This is a genomic window from Alkalinema sp. FACHB-956, from assembly GCF_014697025.1.
GTDB lineage: Bacteria > Cyanobacteriota > Cyanobacteriia > Leptolyngbyales > Leptolyngbyaceae > Alkalinema.
Genome location: NZ_JACJRC010000011.1, coordinates 124,657 through 139,922, shown reverse-complemented (window position 1 = coordinate 139,922; position 15,266 = coordinate 124,657). Strand labels below are relative to the sequence as shown.

14 protein-coding genes and 1 CRISPR repeat array (1 of these 15 running past the window's edge) are annotated in these 15,266 nt (G+C 46.9%); of the genes, 10 read left to right on the top strand and 4 right to left on the bottom strand.

The annotated features are described in order from the left end of the window. The first annotated feature begins 25 nt into the window (after window positions 1–25). The 4 genes from H6G21_RS13930 (at window position 26) to H6G21_RS13915 (ending at window position 3,145) form a co-directional block, all read left to right on the top strand. Complete coding sequence (locus tag H6G21_RS13930; RefSeq protein WP_190574020.1) at window positions 26–454, top strand: OsmC family protein; 429 nt, start codon at window positions 26–28, stop codon at window positions 452–454. A 155-nt stretch (window positions 455–609) separates the two neighbouring features. After that, a complete protein-coding gene (locus H6G21_RS13925; RefSeq protein WP_190574019.1) occupies window positions 610–1,791 on the top strand; it encodes a 4Fe-4S dicluster domain-containing protein in 1,182 nt (393 codons plus the stop codon). Further along, window positions 1,788–2,270, top strand: a complete 483-nt coding sequence (locus tag H6G21_RS13920; protein ID WP_190574018.1) for a cyclic nucleotide-binding domain-containing protein — start codon at window positions 1,788–1,790, stop codon at window positions 2,268–2,270. Before H6G21_RS13925 ends, H6G21_RS13920 begins: the two co-directional genes overlap by 4 nt. Beyond that, window positions 2,264–3,145 carry an FAD/NAD(P)-binding protein gene (locus tag H6G21_RS13915; protein ID WP_242041820.1) on the top strand — a complete coding sequence of 294 codons (882 nt, stop codon included), beginning with the start codon at window positions 2,264–2,266 and terminating at the stop codon, window positions 3,143–3,145. The genes H6G21_RS13920 and H6G21_RS13915 overlap by 7 nt, the downstream gene beginning before the upstream one ends. 95 nt (window positions 3,146–3,240) lie before the next feature. On the opposite strand, the gene H6G21_RS13910 is transcribed toward H6G21_RS13915, so the two are convergent. The 3 genes from H6G21_RS13910 to H6G21_RS13900 form a co-directional block, all read right to left on the bottom strand. Then, the gene (locus tag H6G21_RS13910; RefSeq protein ID WP_190574017.1) at window positions 3,241–3,708 is read right to left on the bottom strand and encodes a BON domain-containing protein; all 468 of its coding nucleotides are present in this window, start codon (window positions 3,706–3,708) and stop codon (window positions 3,241–3,243) included. 51 nt (window positions 3,709–3,759) lie between these two features. After that, window positions 3,760–4,332 (bottom strand): signal transduction histidine kinase (STHK), LytS, encoded by a 573-nt coding sequence (locus H6G21_RS13905; RefSeq protein ID WP_190574016.1) that lies wholly within the window; start codon window positions 4,330–4,332, stop codon window positions 3,760–3,762. Between the two features lie 240 nt (window positions 4,333–4,572). Further along, window positions 4,573–5,739: a WYL domain-containing protein gene (locus H6G21_RS13900; RefSeq protein ID WP_190574015.1), complete on the bottom strand. Its 1,167-nt coding sequence runs from the start codon at window positions 5,737–5,739 to the stop codon at window positions 4,573–4,575. Window positions 5,740–5,964: 225 nt separating this feature from the next. On the opposite strand from H6G21_RS13900, the gene H6G21_RS13895 reads away from it, so the two are divergent. From H6G21_RS13895 to H6G21_RS13870, 6 genes are read left to right on the top strand one after another with little or no spacing between them, the layout of a single operon-like run. Next, on the top strand, window positions 5,965–7,821 hold the full coding sequence (locus H6G21_RS13895; protein WP_190574014.1) for a type III-B CRISPR-associated protein Cas10/Cmr2: 1,857 nt from the start codon (window positions 5,965–5,967) through the stop codon (window positions 7,819–7,821). Then, a complete protein-coding gene (locus H6G21_RS13890) occupies window positions 7,806–8,954 on the top strand; it encodes a type III-B CRISPR module-associated Cmr3 family protein (protein ID WP_190574054.1) in 1,149 nt (382 codons plus the stop codon). The genes H6G21_RS13895 and H6G21_RS13890 overlap by 16 nt, the downstream gene beginning before the upstream one ends. Further along, window positions 8,954–9,889: an RAMP superfamily CRISPR-associated protein gene (locus H6G21_RS13885; RefSeq protein WP_190574013.1), complete on the top strand. Its 936-nt coding sequence runs from the start codon at window positions 8,954–8,956 to the stop codon at window positions 9,887–9,889. Before H6G21_RS13890 ends, H6G21_RS13885 begins: the two co-directional genes overlap by 1 nt. After that, window positions 9,889–10,308, top strand: coding sequence for a hypothetical protein (locus tag H6G21_RS13880; RefSeq protein WP_190574012.1), 420 nt, complete (start codon window positions 9,889–9,891; stop codon window positions 10,306–10,308). Before H6G21_RS13885 ends, H6G21_RS13880 begins: the two co-directional genes overlap by 1 nt. Next, on the top strand, window positions 10,292–12,208 hold the full coding sequence (locus H6G21_RS13875; protein ID WP_199307208.1) for an RAMP superfamily CRISPR-associated protein: 1,917 nt from the start codon (window positions 10,292–10,294) through the stop codon (window positions 12,206–12,208). Before H6G21_RS13880 ends, H6G21_RS13875 begins: the two co-directional genes overlap by 17 nt. 2 nt (window positions 12,209–12,210) lie before the next feature. Further along, complete coding sequence (locus H6G21_RS13870; RefSeq protein WP_190574011.1) at window positions 12,211–13,824, top strand: hypothetical protein; 1,614 nt, start codon at window positions 12,211–12,213, stop codon at window positions 13,822–13,824. A gap of 12 nt (window positions 13,825–13,836) precedes the next feature. On the opposite strand, the gene H6G21_RS13865 is transcribed toward H6G21_RS13870, so the two are convergent. Then, the gene (locus tag H6G21_RS13865) at window positions 13,837–14,436 is read right to left on the bottom strand and encodes a hypothetical protein (protein WP_190574010.1); all 600 of its coding nucleotides are present in this window, start codon (window positions 14,434–14,436) and stop codon (window positions 13,837–13,839) included. 140 nt (window positions 14,437–14,576) lie between these two features. Continuing rightward, window positions 14,577–15,266: direct repeats of the CRISPR family, unit length 36 nt; unit sequence CTCCCCACTCGCTGGGGAACCCAATTGAATGGAAAC (it continues 2,608 nt past the right edge of the window).

The following is a 15,266-nucleotide window of genomic DNA, read 5'->3' as shown; positions in this document are numbered from 1 at the left end:
TCCTAGTAGCTTGGAGGCCCATTATATGCAAGTGAAAGTAAACTACACTGGACAAACTCAATTTCAAGTGATTGCGAGAAACCATGTGTCTTGGAGTGATCAGCCCTTTCGCAATGGCGGAACCGATATCGGGATGACGCCCAGTGAATGGCTGCTCGGCGCGATCGGCACCTGTGCGGGGGCCTACGTTGTGCAATACTGCAATGCCCAAGGGCTTGATCCCAAAGGGCTGACGATGACGGTGTTCAGCCAGGTAGAAACCCTGCCCCATCGCCTGAACTATATTCGGGTGGAAGTCCACATGCCCCATCCGCTAGAATTCCAGCACATTACGGGCATCAAGCAAACGATCGAATCTAGCTTGATTCACAATACCCTCAGCCATGCGCCTGTGATGACAACGGAAATCATTGCTGAAACCCTGAAGCTTCCGCAGACGGCTGCTAATAACTAGCTAATAATAACTAGCTAATAATAATTAACTAGCTGCTAATAATGCATTAGTTGGAAACGTAGTAGTTAGGAAAGTAGTAGTTACGAACATAGTAGTTAGGAAAGTAGTAGTTACGAATGTATTGATTCCGAACTCGTTTGTAAGGATCGCGCCCGATGACCTCTTGCTCTGCCACCAGCGACTCTTCCACCCCCGATCGAACAACCCCCGATCGCTCAACCTCCGATCGCTACGTCATTGACCGTCAGCACTTTCAGCAACTCTTGGATGCGCTGATGCACAGCGGTTATGAAGTGATAGGGCCAACCCTGCGCGATCAAGCGATCGTGTACGATACCCTGACCCAGGTGGAAGAGTTCCCGATCGGCTGGACGGATGAGCAGGAGGCCGGAACCTATCGCTTGAAGCCACGGGAGGATGGGGCGCTCTTTGGCTATGCGGTGGGGCCGCAATCTTGGAAGAAGGTGTTATTTCCTGCCCAGGTGAAGCTTTGGAGTGCAGAACGCCAAGGCCGATCGGTGGCTTTGCACGTCGAGCCGCCGATCTCCCAAAAACGCGCCTTCATTGGGGTTCGTTCCTGCGAATTACACGCGATCGCGATTCAGGATCGAGTCTTCTTAGAAAGTGATCACGTCGATCCCCATTACCAAGCCCATCGCCAGAATTGCTTCATCGTCGCGGTCAATTGTGCCCAAGCGGGGGGGACTTGTTTTTGCGTTTCCATGAACACGGGGCCAGCGGTAGAATCCGGGTTCGATTTAGCATTAACGGAAATTTTGCAACCCGATCGCCATGCATTTCTCGTAGAAGTGGGGAGTTCCCTAGGCGCAGAAATTCTAGAACAAGTCACTCACCGGATTGCTAACGCCATCGATCAAGAACTCGCTGCACAAGTTGTGGCCAACACCGCCCAACACATGGGTCGATCGATGGATACAACGAATATTAAAGAATTACTCTATCAAAACCTAGAACATCCCCAGTGGAACGAAGTGGCATCCCGTTGTTTAACCTGCGCCAATTGCACCCTGGTCTGTCCCACCTGTTTTTGTTCCACCGTTGAGGATACCACCGACCTCACAGGCAACCATGCAGAACGCTGGCGGCAATGGGATTCCTGCTTCACGATGGATTTTTCCTACATCCACGGCGGCGCGGTGCGGATGAGTGCAAAATCCCGTTATCGCCAATGGATGACCCACAAACTCGCTAGTTGGATCGATCAATTTGGCACGTCGGGTTGTGTAGGGTGTGGTCGTTGCATTACCTGGTGTCCCGTCGGCATTGATATTACCGCAGAAGTTCGTGCCCTTCGCGGAGAGGAGACAACATCATGACGCTTTCATCCCTTGCCCCGATTTTGCAGGAGCATGAGTTTTTTGCAGGACTCTCCCCGGAATACGTCCAATTATTGACAGAATGCGCGTCTAATATCCGATTTGATGCGGGGGACATGCTCTTTCGCCAAGGGGAACCCGCCGATCGCTTTTATCTCCTTCGCCAGGGCAAGGTCGCGATCGAAATTAGTGCCCCCGGTCGTCCGACCCTGACGATTAAAACCCTGGGGGACAATGATGTGCTGGGCTGGTCTTGGCTGTTTCCACCCTACCAATGGCAATTCGATGCCCGTGCCTTGGAATTGACCCGTGCGGTGGCTTTGGATGGTCGCTGCCTGCGAGGAAAATGTGATAACGATCCGGTGTTGGGTTATGAACTGATGAAGCGCTTTTCCCAAATCATGCTGGATAGTCTCAATGCAACGCGATTACAGTTACTGGATTTATACGGGTTGCCCGATCGGAGATCAGCATGGTAAATGAATTTTCTACACCAGTGGTACCGACGATCGAACCTGTGATGCAACCGTCGATCGAACCGATGCTACCTCGGCTCTATCAAGTCCAACGAACCCATAAGGAAACCCACGAAACCTTTACGCTGGAACTGACGCCGGAGGATGGGCAACCGCTCGTATTCACCCCTGGGCAATTCAATATGCTCTATGCCTTTGGGATGGGGGAATGTGCCATTTCCATCAGTGGTGATCCGGCGGATTCGAGCAAACTTATGCATACGACGCGCATCGTTGGGACGGTTACCACTGCCCTCAGCAAACTCCGACCGGGCGATGTACTGGGGATTCGAGGCCCGTTCGGTCGGGGATGGTCTATGGATCTGGCGGAGGGCAATGATGTTGTCTTTGTGGCGGGGGGAATTGGCCTTGCGCCTTTGCGTCCTGCCATTTGCCATGTGCTGAACCATCGGGAAAAGTACGGCAAGGTGGTTTTACTCTTGGGCACGCGCACGCCGCAGGATATTGTCTTCCGGCGCGATTTGCAAAAGTGGCGATCGCGGTTGGATGTGGAGGTGTTGGTGACGGTCGATCGGGCGGAGTCGGGTTGGCAGGGCAATGTTGGGGTGGTGACGGGCTTAATTCGGCGGGCTCCCTTCGATCGGTTAAATACGATCGCCATGATTTGTGGCCCGGAAATTATGATGCAGTTTACGGTCATGGAATTGCTGAAGCGGGGAGTTCCGGCGGAAAAAATCTATGTGACGATGGAACGCAATATGAAATGCGCGATCGGGTTTTGTGGCCATTGCCAACTCGGCCCGAATTTTCTGTGTAAGGATGGCCCGGTGTTTCGCTATGACGAGATCAAGTTTTGGTTTGAGCAACGGGAATTTTGAGCCCTAGCATTGTATCCTCACCCTCGATCCCTCTCCCAGTTTGGGAGAGAGACTTTGAATACCGGGGGATTTACGGTGCAGGAACTTGTGGGACGCTATTGAGCTGGCGTGGCAGGGGCGATTTTAGCGGCTACGTTCACCGATTGCACACCCTTGATTTCTTTGGCTAAAGGTTCGATTTTATTGAGTTGTTCTTGGGTCTGCACTGTGCCAGAAACAACGACTGCGCCCTGTTTTGCCTTGACTGTCAGTTGACTCTTGGGAATATTGGCTTCTAATTTACTGCGGACTTCGCTAGCAACATCGCTATCGGCTCGATCGGCGTCTCCTCCTGTCCAGTTGTTGCGTTGTTCCCGTGCTCGAATGTCTGAATCTAGTTGATTGCGACGAACTTCGCTGCTAGCATCATCTTGATTATTTTTTACGGTTTCGGAGGATGGTGTATTACCTGTTTTTTCCGTTGAGCTCGGTGCGCTTGCACTGGTTTTAGAAACTTTGCTTTCGCAAGCGACGGTGCCGACTAAAAGAAGGCTCCCGACTAATAATGCCATTGCTTTTTTCATGGTTTTTCTCCCAAGGAGTTTGGAATTTTCAAACAAATGCGTCGGGATGGATTAGCGAGTGACGACTTTGGATGAAGGATAAACAGACCATTCTTGAATGCCACGCCGCTTGAGAATATCTTCTGCTTGGCGAATTTCCGCATCTGTACCATCGATGATCACGAGGTACTGCCCTCGGTTGACGTAGTCGTTATAGACTTTGGCGCGTTCTTCAGGAATGCCCAGCCCAATTAAACCGCCGACCAGTCCCCCAGTGGCTGCACCGATCGCGCCGCCTGCCAAGGTGGTGGCGATCGTGGTGGCGGCTGCGCCTGCGAGCATGATGGGCCCCACGCCGGGAATCGCCAAGGTGCCTAAGCCCACCAGCAAGCCCATGAGGCCGCCGACTGTGCCACCCGTCGCTGCACCGGCTTTGGCTCCTTCGTCAACATGGGTGGTTTCTGTAAGTTCCTGAAGCCGGGTTTCACCGACTAAGGGCTGATCGTCTGAGCGATCGAAGTTGCGGGCAACGACGGAAACGCGATCCATTGCAAAACCCGCGTTCCGGAGTTCTGTTAAAGCATTTTCTGTATTGATGGCAGAAGGAAATACGCCGACGGAACGATTGAGATTATTGAGGTTCATGGTTGCCTCCTAGGCTATGTGATTCATTTTATGTTGTAGCTTATGTAACTATTGTGTTGCTTTGCGTTATTAATGTCGCCACTCATAATGGAGTTTGTTGGTAAGTCCTGACATCGCGCTCGTCTTTCTAAAGGAAGAGCGATTGGGGGGAGATGCGACTGGCTAAGGGGTCTGGGAGCCGACTAACTCGACTAACGCTGATGGGAAGCAGGTCAGTGGGATTGCATTCAATTCCAAGGGTTAATCTGGCTGTACGGGATATCGTTGGGCAAGTTCGATCGCCATTTGCTGGAATTCGGCGACGAGTTCTGTGGGGGCGAGAACTTGGGCGTTGCTGCCGAAACTGCGCACCCACCGCGAAAATTCAAACCACGATCGGCGGGGTAAGGGGACGCAGTAATCCACTTGGATGGGGTTGCCTTGTTTGTCCCGTCGCCGATTTCTTAGACGTTGTTTGGGGTGGCGGGAGTCGGCTTCTAGGATGAAGGGGACGACGGAACCAAAGAAGCGGACTTGGATTTCTTCTAGGGGTAATTGTCCTGCCCGCTCTAGCTGTTGTTCTTCGTAGTTGCCGAGGGAGAGGCCCCAACCATTATGCAGGAGTTCGTGGGCGGTTTGCAGGCTGGCCTGTTGGATGTCCATGCTGCGATCGGTTTGGGGGAGGCTGCGCAGGTAGTCGGTGAAGCGATCGACACGGGAAATGGCTAAATGCCCATCGGAGACATTTTCAGAGAGTAAGTACCAGGCAATATCCGAGTAGATGAGCTGGAGGGGATAGATGGCTTGGTGGCCGATGGCTTTGGGCTGGTAGGGGCTGCGTTGGCGATAGAGTTCGATCGCTTGTCCTGAAATGATTGCTTGTTCTAATTCCGGTAGTTTGGCGAAGAGGGTGCTTTTGTATTGTCCTTTGCGGCGCATTTCGTCGGGGTTGGTGGGGACGATCGCGCGATCGAGGTGGGTGCGGACGGGGTAGAGCAGTTGGCCGCCGAGTTCGAGGTTGAGTCCGCGCAGGCGTTTTTCGAGGCGATCGTAGACGGCTTGGATGCGGGGGTCGCCTTGCATGGCGGCTTGGGAGGCGAGGGCTTGGAGGGCGAGGCTGAGTTCTTGTTTGGAGCAGGCTCCGGTGCCGAGGTAGTAGCCCCAGCGATACATGCGATCGTCGAGGATGCCGTAGGTGCGCAGGGTGCGGAGGTCTTTGCGCAGGGTGTGGACTGACCAGTCAACGACTGGGAAGCCTAGGGTTTGGGCGACGGTTTTGACTTGGTTTAGGACTGCGACCATGGCGTCGTTGGGGAGGTCGCTGTCTGTGAGGGGGTCGGCGGTTCCGATGCCGGGGTGTTGGAGCAGGGTGGTGATGAGGATGAGGAGGCGATCGAAGGCGGCGGGGTGGGTGTAGGGGTGGGGCATGGGGGGCGAAGGATCAAGTGTTATTTGAGTATGCCCTGGATGTCAAGGGAAAAGAAAATATTTTTAAAATCTAGGATGATTCCTTAAAAAGCTTGCTCTATAAAGTTTTGAGCCCGTTTGATAAATTTTCTACGAATATTTGATTCTTTTTGGAAACAAATGGGCAGATTGGTTAAAGTGTTCAGTAACCTTATGGCTGTGCAGTCGGAGTCGAACTGAAAATCTATGACCATCTATACGGCGATTAGCTTTGCCCCAGTCCAAGGATTCATTGAAAAATCCCGGAAATTACGCGATCTCTACGGTGCATCGCTGATTCTGTCCTATTTGAGTCAGAAGATTGTTGAGAAGGCAGAAGAGCAACTTGGCACAGGTAGCGTTATTTCCCCTGGCTTGATTCATCAACACAAGGGAATGCCCAACCGTATTTTAGTAAAGGGCGAATTAACACGAGAAGTTGTTCAGAAAACCTTGCTACAAGAATGGCGAAAAATTTTGGAAGTTTGCCGAAATTGGATTGAAGATAATATTGGCATTTCCAAGGAGCAATATCATTGGGCTCAGAAGCCAGACCAAGTTGGGCAGGAAAAAGGTGAATGGGAGCGCTGGGGAAGCTATACCTGGGAGATATTTATTGGCTGGGGACGGTATGATCCGAAGCATCCTGATAAGAACCTGATCAAGGCTGCAATGGATGACTTGGAAACTCGTAAGCTGAAGCGGGATTGGGTTGCAATTAACTGGGTGGGGGAAAGTTCGAGTTTGAGTGGAACAGATGCGATCGCGTGGCATCAATTAGGTCGGCAATACAAAAATGGAGAATACCAACCAGGACGTAGTCTCACAGAAGATGAAAAGGAAGAACTGGAGTGTTTTTATCGCCGTTTATCCTGGGTATTGGATGATCCTGAACAGCGCAAGAGCCAAGATGATGGCACGTCACCAGCTTCTAATATGTCGCTGAAAAAGTTGCGAGCTTATGAAAAGGATAAAAAAGCTAAGGGTGAGGATATTGGTAGATATATTGCTGTCAATGAGCGTCTCAGCATTCCAGAACTGGTGAAACGTCTCATAACCTATGACAAGATTGATGCCAAAGAACCAGAGGATCAAAAACTGAACATTGCCAAGCTGAAAAAGCGAAAGGATGACCCAGAATTCAAGGATATATATCGTGAAGCGGGGTACTGGACAGGCTGGTTTATGGGGGATGGAGACAAAGTTGGCGACAAGCTCAAAAATTTGGCAAATCAGCATGTAGATACACCAGCAAGGCGTGATAAAAATCTCCTTCGTTTTAGTGAATTAGTCAGAGGTTGGGGGCAGGAATTTGAAGATTTCAAAAATCGCGAAAAAGTCTTTCCTGATGGTAGAGGCCGGGTAATTTATGCGGGGGGTGATGACTTTATGGGAGTCCTTTACAGCGAGGAAACTCAAACCAAGGAAAAACCGGAGAAACTAAAACCCATTGAAGTTTGGAAGTGGTTGCTGGAATTGCCTAAACAATGGGAAAAATTGCAAGCTGATTTGGCTGATGAGTTGGGCTTAAAAGATGAAAATCGCTTTACCTATAGCGTTGGCTTTGTTTGGGCTGGTCATCAAGTTCCTCAACGAGATATTTTGCAGCACTGTCGGGAAGCTGAGAAAAAAGCCAAGAGTTTAGGGCGCGATCGAGTCACGATTCGTGTTGTCTTCAATAGTGGACAGTATGTGCAGTGGACTTGCCCTTGGGACTATTTACATGTGCTAAAGAACTACCGAGATCGTGATGGAAATCTTTGGGGCAATAAATATCTAAATTGGACTCATATTTATAACGACTGGGAACATCTTAAATCTCGTCATGCAATCGCTATCAAAGATAAAGAAAATGTGAATGAACATATTGCTCTCGAACTATTTGATTTGTATTTCGGAGATCGGTTCCCCCGAACTGATGGGCTTAGACCAGTGAGTCGTGATTACTTCAGTGAGGGTGATAACTGTAAGCACATCACGGGAGAAGCGTATTCTGCTAGTGCAATTATTCAGTGGATTGATGGGTTAGTGAAAGTAGGTTGGCAACTATGTTCAAATACATAATCAAAATTCAACCCTTGGGATTGATGTATGGTAGTGCGGGTGCTTTTTTATCTCCCGATAACTTAGTAGGTTTATCTGGGAGAAAGTTTCCACCAGATGCAGCAACTCTTTCGGGCCTATTTTTAAGTGCTAGTAAATCTCAACCTGCGGTGTGGGAAGAACTACGCCAAAACTTGCACGTTGCAGGGCCATTTTGGGCAATATGCAAGAAACCAGGCGACGAAGAATATTTTTATGTTCCTCTTCCCCGCCATAAGATTCTCAGCAAAGATGAAAATAGTGAAGACTGTGCCGATGAATGGCAACTAGTTAAAAATAAATGGAAACGTGTCTCTGAGCAAAACTCGGATCTGTTGGAAAAAGCAGAGATTGGTGAATCAGACTATATATGGCAACGCATTGACTGCTGGGATGATTCACCCCAGGATATGCTTAATCAAAAGGGCTCATTAGCAAAAACGCCCTGGATGTACATGCCTATTCTCCATCCTGCAATGCAAGACAGTGAACGCACTGTCAAGGCTAAGGATGGGCTGTTCGTAGAATATGCTGTACAAATGCCAGACGATACTTGCTTGGTTTATCTTTCAAATTATGAGTTGGAAGATGGTTGGTATCAGTTTGGTGGTGAAAACCACATTGTTGAAATTAGTAGTTTGAAGCTAGTTGACGGTAGCCCCATTCTTGAACTACTAAATCGTCCAATCCAGAGAGCTTGTGCGCTGATTACACCAGGGGTATGGGGTTCTAATAGCCTGTCTTATCGCTATCCTAAACCCTCAAAATCCACTCCAAAGCATTTAGAGTTTCCAGCAAAGTGTTGTCCCAAAATGCTGACCGATAAAGCGGTTCCGTACCGCTATCGATCTGGACATGGTGAAACTACTGCCGAAGAACGGAAACCAGGGCGTTTGAGCCGTGGACGTTATGCTGTGCCCGCAGGTACTGTTTATGTGTTTAAGAAACCCTTGAATAGACTGTGGTGGGATTTTCCTGGTGATTGGTTCCCTGAAGCCAAATCAGTGGAAAGAGCAAAGTTGGTGAATCAGCAGAAGCCGAATGAGAAACATTCGTTGCTGAAAAAAATGGGCTGTGGCTTGTGTTTGCCGATCAAAATTGACGGAGTAGATTAATGGATAAGGCTTACGGAATTATTGAGACAGTTGGACCCCTCCATGTTGGTGCAACTGCTGGTGAGGAAACAGGGAATCTGAATTTGATTTTTCGTGACCAGTTTACACAAACTGGGATTGTGCCAGGAAGCTCAATTCGGGGACGATTGCGCTCAGAGATGCGTTTGGAGCGTCAGAAATACCTTAAAAAGGAATTAGATAAACGACAAGTATCAATTTCTGAGAGTGAAGTCGATGAAGATGATGATAATGCTCTATCGCTGTTGCAGTTAATGGAGAAGAAAGCAAAAGAACTTGAAATTCTCACACCGCATGAGAAGAACGAGAACTTATGGTATGGGCATGAAGCGGTTCGTGGTGAACCAGATAGCACTAGTGAGTCACTAATCAAGTTTGAATACGCCTCAATTCTATGGTTGCCTGTATTCTGTCCAGGGCGGCCCATTGTTTGGGTGACTTGCCCTCGCTTGCTGAGACGCTATCAGCGAATCGCAGGAATTACAGCACCCAATGGAAAGATTCCAGAACCCTATACAGGTTCAGCCAATCTAGACAACAAACTGTTTTTCAATTTTGGTTTTCTCACGATCGAGCATGCTAACCAGGATCTATCTGCTTGGTTTCCTGATCAGCAGAACCGTCCTGCTGTCGTGGTTGGAGATGATGAAATTTCCATGATTCACGATATGGCTCTGTATCGCCAAAGTCGCATCGCCATGAAAGAAGACCAAAAGGTTGTCAAGAACTTTTTTGGACTTGAAGCCTTGCCAGAGGAGACTTTTTTGGTGTTCCCGATCGCCCATAAACCAGATAAAGAGGGCAATCAATGGAAGCTACTACAAAATAACCAGAACAAAATAGATCTTTACTTAGGTGGTTTGGAATCTATTGGGTTTGGACATTGTGAGTTAACGGTACATCGGAGGAATGACTAATGGGATGGCAACCTTACAAACTTGACCAAGCTGCCCATGATCTGGTTTTTCCAAGAAGGAATATGAGATCAGATGGTGAGAAAAATGTCTTGGGTCAGGCATATAAGATGCGTACTGCCGTGGCATATGGGTTGGAGCGATTTTGGGGTGAGCAACTACGGCTAAAAGATGAGGAGGCTAATTACTGGAAAGCGACTTGGGACAAACTGGTTGAAATTATGCTTTTGGCGGATATTGAAATTCCGAATAACGCTGATCGTGCGCAGCAAATTCATGATCTATGGAACTTTCCAATGAATGATCGCAAAGTTGCGATCGCAGTATTAACTCAACTGTGTGACTGTATGGTGTGGTGGACGCAGCGTTATAAACAGCTAGAAATCAGTCTTGGAGACGAAGGTGATGACACAGAAACCTAAACCCATTCTCAAAAAACAAAAGCAGCCAACTACAGGCTCAGAAAAAGTTGCATCTAGTGAACAAAAACCTCCTGAGCAGACTGAGGCTAGGCAAAAACCTCAAAATTTGGAGATTGATCCGAAAGAGATCCCATTGATGTTTCAGGCTCAAATTAAGGAGCGTTGTAATGTTCAATATGTTGGAAAGGTTCAGGGTACACCTGATTATGAGCGATGGGTTAAGGAGTGGATAGACGGTTGCCCACCAGTGACAACTACATCAGCTATACAGCCATCTAGTAAGACTAGAAAATCTGCTGGCTTGGATAAGTGGCAAACCACTCTAGCTGGGCTAGTAGTTGAAGATACCCAACAAAATGTTGAGAGTCAGTCACCTGGGGAGCCACCGTGGGAGTATCAAATTCGATGGCGATTAGTGGCCAACAGTGGACAGGATAATTTTATTCGTCCAGTAATAGGCAGAAAGGGAATGCCATTTTTCCCTGGTTCTAGTATGAAAGGGGCTTTTCGGAAGGCTTGCTCTGATCAAGCAAAACGAGAGCGTTATTGTGGTGGTGAAGATAAGGATACAAAGCGTACCCAACCAGGAATCTTACGATTTCATGGTGGCTATCCCATAGATGACGAATGGAGACGGCAGCGCGATCGCTTGGTAGATATTGTTCACAATCAAGAAAAGTACCAGGTTCGAGACGGCAAAGCAGAGCATAATGCTAATGTCCAAATTTCGCTGTATCAAACTAAGTTCAAGTTTGATATTTCCAGTACAGAGCCTTTATCTGCTCAAGAGTGGGCTGAAGTCAAAAAGATTTGGGAAAAAGCTTTAGGGTATGGGCTGGGTTCCCGCATAAGTGCTGGGTATGGCTACATGGAAAATGTTCCAACGGCTCACCCTGTATGGAAATCGGTTTATTTGAATGGTCAAGGACTTTCATCGTTGTTACTTTTGCCCACTGGCTCTAAAACAGATGAGTTTCGTCCCAATATGTTTAAAGCCGCATTGCGAGGTCATACCTGGCGTTTGTTGGCTGGGATTACTGATGAAGAAACTGCCAGAAGATTAACCCATCAATTGTGGGGTGGAATTGAGGGGAGTGCCGTCGAAGGATGTGTTGGGATTAACTTTATTCTGGGGAAAATCATTTCTGGAGAACATACATATAAGGATACAAAGAAGGATAAACAGACAGGTAATCCATATACTGTAGATGTTTCGATGCCCACCTATACATTGGAAAATGGGCAATTAGACTTGCTCTACATGAAGGAGATGAAACCCGAATTAGAGCTGTTCTTGCTGAGCTTAGTTCAATTTTCAATACTGTTGGGTAGCTTTGGCAAATCCTGGCGACGAATTCACCACGGTCTTTTCCATCGTGATTACTTCAAAAGAGGCGATAAACCAATGATCGGCTGTCATTGGGAATTTGCGAATCAATCAAAAAATCTCTACATTCCAGTAGGCCAGGATGATTTCAGCGAGATTGAAAACTTTTTGAAAGAGATCCGGCAGCAAGCGATCTCGTGGGTACAAGCAGAAGGGCAACCTATTAATGATTACGTGAGTGGTTGGCGAGAAACCTGGCATCCTAACAATGTACAGGTGTGGGGACGAATTGCACCAAATGGACAAAGCCAAGCTGTCAAGTGGTTTCATGATTCCAAATATTTGAAAGGAACCGAATTAGCTGGTGCAATGGGGAAAATTGGACGAATTTGGCATCGCATGTATCCTCGATATGAACTTAAAGAAGGCACTCTCAAGCGTCTTGATAAAGACTATGTAGAACTTCTTACTATCTTTCCAGATTCACCTCCATCTTCTGATTCACAGAAATTCCTAGATTTTCTAGCGACTGATGCAAGTCAATTTCAGCCAATTAAACTAGAGGAAGACTAGCTATGAATATTTGGATCATCACAACAGGTAGTAGCGATGTGCAGTTGGTGACTGAAACAAGTTGGAATCCTTTGCATAGTAAGGTTCGCAATCAGCTTGAAACTCAGAAACAGTTTTGTTCATCCAAATCTCCAGATGGGAAGCGATATCTTTACCCAGCTAGGGTAATGGGTAAAGTTTATGGAACTGCGATCAAGAATGATCTCAAATATTATGAAGATTTAAATTTTCCGCTATTAAATAATTTCTTCTGGATTTTGAACGGGAAAGATGGTGAAGCTGATGAAATCATTATTGATAGAGTAATTGTACTAGTAACAGATCAGTCTAAGAAGTTCAAATCATCAGAGATGAACAACCCTTTTAGTGCTTTTTGGCAAGATACTTGTACACTTGAACCAATACTTAGAGAATATTTCAAACGGAGATCAATTGAAAATCCTGAATTTTTGATACTTGATCCAGATCCTAATAAACCTTCAGGTTTAGATAATTGGAACGATGTTCTTGAGCGTGTTCAAGAGAAAGTCAAGGAGAAATTCTCTGATTTCGAACCTTCAGAAGATCTAACCGTTTACGTCAGCCATCAGGCAGGCACTCCGGCTATTTCCTCCGCTGTCCAGTTTTGTAGCTTAGCGAAGTTTGGCGATCGCGTTAAATTCCTGGTTAGCAACGAACAAGATTTAACCCTTACCGATATAGTCAAAAGCTCTGCCTACCTTCGTGGAATTGAGATTCAGCAAGCCAAAAAACTGCTTGCGCGACATGACTATTTAGGAATGAAAGAAGTATTAAAGCAACAAATTAAGAAGGCGAATGAATCGAAAGATCAACCTAAACTAGAAGATGAGATACTTAAGCATATTGCTTATCTTCTAGATATTGCTATTCAATGGAATTTTGCTAAGTTTGAGGACTTTGCTACGGATCTCATCAAATACCCAGATCAAAATCTGGTTAAATCCTCTCAAGCCCATCTCAAAAATATTGAACTAGCTCAGGCTTATCTAAACAATGCAAACCTAGCTGAAGCGTATCTGCAAAATCCAGATCAATATTGGTGGTGGGAAGCTTACGAAGCGGCTTATTTGGGAGTTATTCGACTGAAACAAGGCAATACAGTGGAAGCTATGTTCCATAGCTTCCGTGCTGTTGAAGGATTACTAAAGAAATGGCTTGCTACGTGGTTTGAGGTAAATGAACACTCTTCAAAAGTGGAAAGGAATTTAAAGAATATTAAACTTCCTATCAAAGTTCGATTATCAAATGAAGAAGACTGGGATAAGTTTAATACTTATGGAAAAGGACTTTACTTTGCACTTGAAGCCTTAAAGGGTATTGATAAAGATTTAGATATTGATATTTCGATATTTGGTTCTTTTATCTTCGATCGCAGAAATGAGCTATTCCATCAATTAGGAGGGCTGCAAGATAAGGATGCTGTCTTTGCAGAATGGAAAGCCCCGAATGAGTCAAACTTGGATGAGAAAGGCTGGGAGGATAGAGTAAGAAATTGCCTAAACTTTATATCTGATCAGCAATTTACATCAATTGAATCAACCAGTTTGATGTCGAAAGTACATCAAGAATTGAAAAACACGATCGAACAACTCTAGAGCCTTCCTCTTTCACCGGGTGGCGAGGTAACTTAAGATGCCGAGGAGCCGATCGACTGGGGCAATGGGATAGTCCATCAAATCCACGTATACTGTTTGGCCTTCGAGTTTTAGAAATCGCCAGAGGTTGCCTGTGGTTACGGTTCCGTAGACGTGCTTGATTGTAGATCCATTGATGTCATTAAATTTTTGGGCTGCAATCATCTCTGCGATGCATTGACCAATGCCGGAATTGATGTCTTCTTTTTTAGCTTCTACGATCGCGACGACGGGGGCTTCTATGATGAGCTGTTCTTCCGATCGACTGATGAGGAAGTCACAGACGCCGTTTAATCCCAGGGCTTCATCGACCGTGAACTCGGTGCCTGAAAAAATGCTGACCGATCGATGCAAGATTTCGCGCAGTTCTACGAGGACTGGACTGATTAACAGTTCTGACCGGGCTTTTTCGGTGCCTACGGCTAGGGCTAAGGTTAAATTTCGTCGGAGGGTTTCTTGTAAATAGTCGCTGGGAGGAATGGGTTGAATTTCGGGTAAAAAGCTGTCTTTTTCAACGATCGTGAGGCCAAAGGCTTGTTTAACTTTTCGCAGGGTGAAGTCGCTGTAGACCATGGAAAAGACTCCTTTGGGCGATCGCTGGTTTTTCCTGTTAGTCTGTGCGATTCAGTGTAGCAGTTTGGTTCACGATTCCTTAAGGGGGATTTATAATGGGAGTTGAAAGCCCTGTAGGTATTAGGTTTAATCCAGCTCTCCTCCCCACTCGCTGGGGAACCCAATTGAATGAAAACTAGATAGGCTGACCTAGGGTAATATCCGTAGTATCTACCCCCACTCACTGGGGAAATCAATTGAATGGAAACTGAGCAGTTGCTAGCACGACCGAATTAGCATTCATCACATGTTTCTCCCCACTCGCTGGGGAACCCAATTGAATGGAAACCATGTCGATCGGTATTGCTTCACATCTACCGGGGTTCCTGGCCTCCCCACTCGCTGGGGAACCCAATTGAATGGAAACGCATAGCGTTTTTGTGATGCTTTAGACATTGGTTAGCTCCCCACTCGCTGGGGAACCCAATTGAATGGAAACGTGTATCTTATCTACGTCCTGAACTAGGATTTTTCTCCCCACTCGCTGGGGAACCCAATTGAATGGAAACCTAACCTTGTGCTCCTTTCGGTAGATTTGAATTAACTCCCCACTCGCTGGGGAACCCAATTGAATGGAAACATGATGTATTGCCCCAAGTTGGTGACGATGAAATCACTCCCCACTCGCTGGGGAACCCAATTGAATGGAAACTTTAATGGTGCTAAATGATTGCTTAGTTTAGCATAACTACTCCCCACTCGCTGGGGAACCCAATTGAATGGAAACCTACTTAGATATAAAGTAGCATCAGTTAAAATAGGTAAGTTTCTCCCCACTCGCTGGGGAACCC

Bases quoted from the DNA above. Each gene is read 5' to 3' on its own strand.
- H6G21_RS13930 (WP_190574020.1), top strand. From the start codon at position 26: ATGCAAGTGAAAGTAAACTACACTGGACAAACTCAATTTCAAGTGATT.
- H6G21_RS13925 (WP_190574019.1), top strand. From the start codon at position 610: ATGACCTCTTGCTCTGCCACCAGCGACTCTTCCACCCCCGATCGAACA.
- H6G21_RS13920 (WP_190574018.1), top strand. From the start codon at position 1,788: ATGACGCTTTCATCCCTTGCCCCGATTTTGCAGGAGCATGAGTTTTTT.
- H6G21_RS13915 (WP_242041820.1), top strand. From the start codon at position 2,264: ATGGTAAATGAATTTTCTACACCAGTGGTACCGACGATCGAACCTGTG.
- H6G21_RS13910 (WP_190574017.1), bottom strand. From the start codon at position 3,708: ATGAAAAAAGCAATGGCATTATTAGTCGGGAGCCTTCTTTTAGTCGGC.
- H6G21_RS13905 (WP_190574016.1), bottom strand. From the start codon at position 4,332: ATGAACCTCAATAATCTCAATCGTTCCGTCGGCGTATTTCCTTCTGCC.
- H6G21_RS13900 (WP_190574015.1), bottom strand. From the start codon at position 5,739: ATGCCCCACCCCTACACCCACCCCGCCGCCTTCGATCGCCTCCTCATC.
- H6G21_RS13895 (WP_190574014.1), top strand. From the start codon at position 5,965: ATGACCATCTATACGGCGATTAGCTTTGCCCCAGTCCAAGGATTCATT.
- H6G21_RS13890 (WP_190574054.1), top strand. From the start codon at position 7,806: ATGTTCAAATACATAATCAAAATTCAACCCTTGGGATTGATGTATGGT.
- H6G21_RS13885 (WP_190574013.1), top strand. From the start codon at position 8,954: ATGGATAAGGCTTACGGAATTATTGAGACAGTTGGACCCCTCCATGTT.
- H6G21_RS13880 (WP_190574012.1), top strand. From the start codon at position 9,889: ATGGGATGGCAACCTTACAAACTTGACCAAGCTGCCCATGATCTGGTT.
- H6G21_RS13875 (WP_199307208.1), top strand. From the start codon at position 10,292: ATGACACAGAAACCTAAACCCATTCTCAAAAAACAAAAGCAGCCAACT.
- H6G21_RS13870 (WP_190574011.1), top strand. From the start codon at position 12,211: ATGAATATTTGGATCATCACAACAGGTAGTAGCGATGTGCAGTTGGTG.
- H6G21_RS13865 (WP_190574010.1), bottom strand. From the start codon at position 14,436: ATGGTCTACAGCGACTTCACCCTGCGAAAAGTTAAACAAGCCTTTGGC.